The sequence below is a fragment of the Flavobacterium sp. genome, assembly GCF_046317795.1.
Classification (GTDB): domain Bacteria; phylum Bacteroidota; class Bacteroidia; order Flavobacteriales; family Flavobacteriaceae; genus Flavobacterium.
Genome location: NZ_JBKCVI010000143.1, coordinates 1 through 4116, shown reverse-complemented (window position 1 = coordinate 4116; position 4116 = coordinate 1). Strand labels below are relative to the sequence as shown.

At 32.8% G+C, this 4116-nt stretch carries 5 protein-coding genes; 3 read left to right on the top strand and 2 right to left on the bottom strand.

Features of this window, described 5'->3' with window-relative positions:
- Positions 1-361 precede the first annotated feature (361 nt).
- The 3 genes from ACK5ON_RS08465 (at position 362) to mtaB (ending at position 3427) form a co-directional block, all read left to right on the top strand.
- Positions 362-613, top strand: a complete 252-nt coding sequence (locus tag ACK5ON_RS08465; RefSeq protein WP_396173632.1) for a type B 50S ribosomal protein L31 — start codon at positions 362-364, stop codon at positions 611-613.
- Between the two features lie 157 nt (positions 614-770).
- Positions 771-1946, top strand: a complete 1176-nt coding sequence (locus ACK5ON_RS08460; RefSeq protein ID WP_409821632.1) for a GlmU family protein — start codon at positions 771-773, stop codon at positions 1944-1946.
- Positions 1947-2083: 137 nt separating this feature from the next.
- Entirely contained in the window at positions 2084-3427 is a 1344-nt protein-coding gene (gene mtaB, locus ACK5ON_RS08455) for a tRNA (N(6)-L-threonylcarbamoyladenosine(37)-C(2))-methylthiotransferase MtaB (protein WP_396173628.1), read from the top strand.
- 32 nt (positions 3428-3459) lie between these two features.
- Here the strand turns inward: mtaB and ACK5ON_RS08450 are convergent, their stop codons facing one another.
- Positions 3460-3801 carry a hypothetical protein gene (locus ACK5ON_RS08450; RefSeq protein ID WP_409821630.1) on the bottom strand — a complete coding sequence of 114 codons (342 nt, stop codon included), beginning with the start codon at positions 3799-3801 and terminating at the stop codon, positions 3460-3462.
- A 77-nt stretch (positions 3802-3878) separates the two neighbouring features.
- Positions 3879-4106, bottom strand: a complete 228-nt coding sequence (locus ACK5ON_RS08445) for an N-acetyltransferase (RefSeq protein ID WP_409821635.1) — start codon at positions 4104-4106, stop codon at positions 3879-3881.
- Positions 4107-4116: the final 10 nt, after the last annotated feature.

The window sequence follows — 4116 nt, the reverse complement described above, 5'->3', positions numbered from 1 at the left end:
AAAAATAAATCCCACAAGTCCAAACCACCAACTTGTAAATAACTTTAAATCAATAGCATAAATAGCTGTTGTAAAAAGTAATGAAAATAATCCTAGGATAATTCCAAATGTAATTCCGTTTTTCTTAATAATTTCATTCATAATATTTAATTTTTAGTTTTTAAATTTTAACAAATATAAGTAAATCCTATATTAAGTAGGAAACATTTAAAAAAAGTTACACATCGCTTTGATTATTGTAAAAAAATTGTATTTTTGCACACGCTAAATAAAAAAATAAATATTAAAAGCTGTAGTAAGTTTATACCTTTCGGAATGAAAGCATCAAAACAAACTACTTCACAACAATAAAAGATTTATCATGAAAAAAGGAATTCACCCAGAAAATTACCGATTAGTTGCTTTTAAAGACATGTCGAACGACGATGTTTTTATCACTAAATCAACAGTTGAAACAAAAGAAACCATCACACACCAAGGTGTTGAATATCCAGTTTACAAAATGGAGATTTCTAGAAGTTCTCATCCTTTTTACACAGGCAAATCTAAACTTATTGATACGGCAGGACGTATCGATAAATTCAAAACGAAATACGCTAAACACGCAAAATAAGTCCCTAACCTTCGGGATAGATTTTCAAATTTTTACAAAACCTTTCATTTTAATGGAAGGTTTTTTTATGAACCAAAGTTTTGTAACTTTGAAATGTGTTTAAAAGTAAGAATTGAACCCTTAAACTTTTAAACCCTTAAACTTTTAAACTTCTCAAATGAACTACATACTTTTTGACGGAACAGTTCGCAATGCGTTGCTTCCTTTTACCTTTACACGTCCTGTAGCCGATATTCGTGTTGGAATATTAACCATTCGTGAAAAATGGGAGAAATATTTGGGTTCAACAACAACCACTTTGACAGAAGAATACCTGTCTGAAAAATTTCCAATGGTGGAAATGGAGAATAATGTATTGATTAACGCTTCTTTTTTACCCAACGATATTTTGGTAGAAATAGTCAAAAATTTAGAGAAAAACCAAGCTATTTTTCAAGGAGAAGAAGTGATTGCTTTTTATACTAATGACACGCAAGAAGAAGTTGATTTTGATACTTATGAAATAATTGAATTCAATGAAGAGTGCTTAAAATTGGAACACACTTGGGATATTTTTGCCAAAAATGATGCCGCACTTCGAGAAGATTTTGAGTTAATTACCGAAGACAGAAAGTCACAACCGATTCCTAAAAGTGTCAATGTAATTTCTCCGGAAAACATTTTTATCGAAGAAGGAGCAAAGCTAGAATTTGTCACTTTAAATGCCTCTACAGGACCAATTTACATTGGAAAAAATGCTGAAATTATGGAAGGTTCGGTCATTCGTGGACCATTTGCTTTGTGTGAAGAAGCTCAAGTAAAACTGGCTACAAAAGTATATGGCGCTACAACCATTGGGCCTCATTGTAGAATAGGTGGCGAAGTGAATAACTCGGTTTTGTTTGGCTATTCCAATAAAGGTCACGATGGATTTTTAGGAAATTCGGTTCTTGGTGAATGGTGTAATATGGGTGCCGACAGCAACAATTCCAATTTAAAAAACAACTACGAAGAAGTGCGTTTGTGGAGTTATGAAACTGAAGGATTTGCACGAACTGGTTTGCAGTTTTGCGGATTGATGATGGGTGATCATAGCAAATGCGGTATCAATACCATGTTCAATACAGGAACTGTAGTGGGTGTAAGTGCCAACATTTTTGGTGCTGGGTTTCCTCGCAATTTTGTGCCAAGTTTTTCTTGGGGTGGCGCTTCGGGATTTACTACTTATTTAACGTCTAAAGCATTTCAAACTGCCAAAATAGCTATGGCAAGACGTCAAGTGGAATTTACTGAGGAAGACGCTAAGATTTTGGAACACGTTTTTGAAATCACAAAAAAATACAGAAAAGAGTAAATAAAATTCTTCAGCCACAGATTCACAGATTTTTAAAGTTATTTTAATCTGTGAATCTGAGGCAATTTTATCTTAAAATTTTACCTAAATTTGCACTCTCAATTTTTTGACAACGATTTCATTAATTGAGTGTATTTATGGAAAACAAGAAAAAAGTAGCATTCTACACTTTAGGATGTAAATTAAATTTTTCCGAAACGTCTACTATAGCAAGGAATTTTCAAAACGAAGGATTTGACAGAGTTGACTTTGAAGAAGTAGCCGATATCTATGTCATCAATACTTGTTCGGTTACCGAAAATGCCGATAAACAATTCAAACAAGTAGTAAAAAAAGCCATGAAGCTCAACGATAAGGCGTTCGTTGCTGCAGTGGGTTGTTATGCGCAATTAAAACCAGAAGAATTAGCCGCTGTTGATGGCGTTGATTTGGTTTTGGGTGCCACCGAAAAATTCAAAATCACCGATTACATCAATGATTTGTCCAAAAATGATAGGGGCGAAGTGCATTCTTGCGAAATTGAAGAAGCCGATTTTTATGTTGGAAGTTATTCTATAGGCGACAGAACGCGTGCGTTTCTGAAAGTGCAAGACGGTTGCGATTATAAATGTACTTATTGTACGATTCCTTTGGCGCGAGGAATTTCCAGAAGTGATGCTTTGGAAAATGTGTTGAAAAATGCTTCCGAAATTTCTCAGCAAGGAATTAAAGAAATCGTTTTAACTGGTGTGAATATTGGCGATTATGGCAAAGGTGAATTTGGGAATAAAAAACACGAACATACTTTTCTAGATTTAGTAAAAGCTTTAGATGAAGTTGAAGGCATAGAACGATTGCGTATTTCTTCCATAGAACCCAATTTACTCAAAAACGAAACCATCGAATTTGTATCTCAAAGCAGAACATTTGTGCCACATTTTCACATTCCATTGCAAAGTGGGAGCAACGAAATTCTTGGTAAAATGAAAAGACGCTATCAACGAGAAGTGTATACCGAACGTGTCAATAAAATCCGAGAAGTAATGCCTCATGCTTGTATTGGTGTTGATGTGATTGTTGGGTTTCCTGGTGAATCCGACGAACATTTTTTGGAAACCTATCATTTTTTGAATGAAATGGATATTTCTTATTTGCATGTTTTTACCTATTCCGAAAGAGATAATACCGAAGCTGCTGCAATGACTGATGTTGTTCCAATGAATATCAGAAATAAACGTAGCAAAATGTTACGTGGATTGTCTGTAAAAAAGCGTCGTGCTTTTTATGAAAGTCAAATAGGAACAAACAGAACAGTATTGTTTGAAAGCGAAAACAAAGAGGGATACATTCACGGATTTACAGAAAACTATGTCAAAGTAAAAACACCTTGGAATCCAGAATTAGTCAATACGTTACACGAAATCAAATTAACCAAAATTGAAGAAGATGGAAGTGTGAGGTTAAAATTCCAAAACGAAAAATCCCAAATTCCAACTGTATAGATTGGAATTTGGAATTTAAAAAATTGGAATTTTTAATACTTATAATGAAACCGAATCTTAGTAATCCTAAAAACAGTTTCGCCATATTGTTCTATAAACTCAAATTTATTTCGTCCAGGTTGCTTGAAATCAATAAGTTTTTCGGCAGCAATTTCAAAATAGTTTCCATTTCCTTCAAACATAAATTTTCCTCCATTGTTTCGATAAGCAGAACGAATAAGTTGAAACTCCGATAAATTCCATGTCGTTAAAGCTGCATTCACATCATCAAGTTTAGAAAACAATCCCGATGTAATTTCGGTTTTGCTTCCATAATATTTTTCTATAGTTTCAAAAAAAGCAATAATGTTATCGTTTAATTTTTCAGAATTCATATTATAAAAATAGAAAAAAAATTCCAAATTCAATTTTTGTAATGAGAATTTGGAATATCAGTTTTGGAATTTTGAAACTAAATTTTTATTCCAGGAGGAAGTAAATCTTTATATGAAGTGTTTTTTCTAAAAAAAAGTGCAATTTTAGGAAGAATAGGAACGACTTTTAACTTTCGCTCATAAGCAATTTCCATAATATTTTTTAACAAATCATTTATAAAATCTTCATCTTCAAAGCCATCAAAAGTATTTATTCGAGTAAGGAAAATTTTTTTTTCTTGAAATGAATATTCAACTGAAATCAATTTGCCATCA

Bases quoted from the DNA above. Each gene is read 5' to 3' on its own strand.
- ACK5ON_RS08465 (WP_396173632.1), top strand. From the start codon at position 362: ATGAAAAAAGGAATTCACCCAGAAAATTACCGATTAGTTGCTTTTAAA.
- ACK5ON_RS08460 (WP_409821632.1), top strand. From the start codon at position 771: ATGAACTACATACTTTTTGACGGAACAGTTCGCAATGCGTTGCTTCCT.
- mtaB (WP_396173628.1), top strand. From the start codon at position 2,084: ATGGAAAACAAGAAAAAAGTAGCATTCTACACTTTAGGATGTAAATTA.
- ACK5ON_RS08450 (WP_409821630.1), bottom strand. From the start codon at position 3,801: ATGAATTCTGAAAAATTAAACGATAACATTATTGCTTTTTTTGAAACT.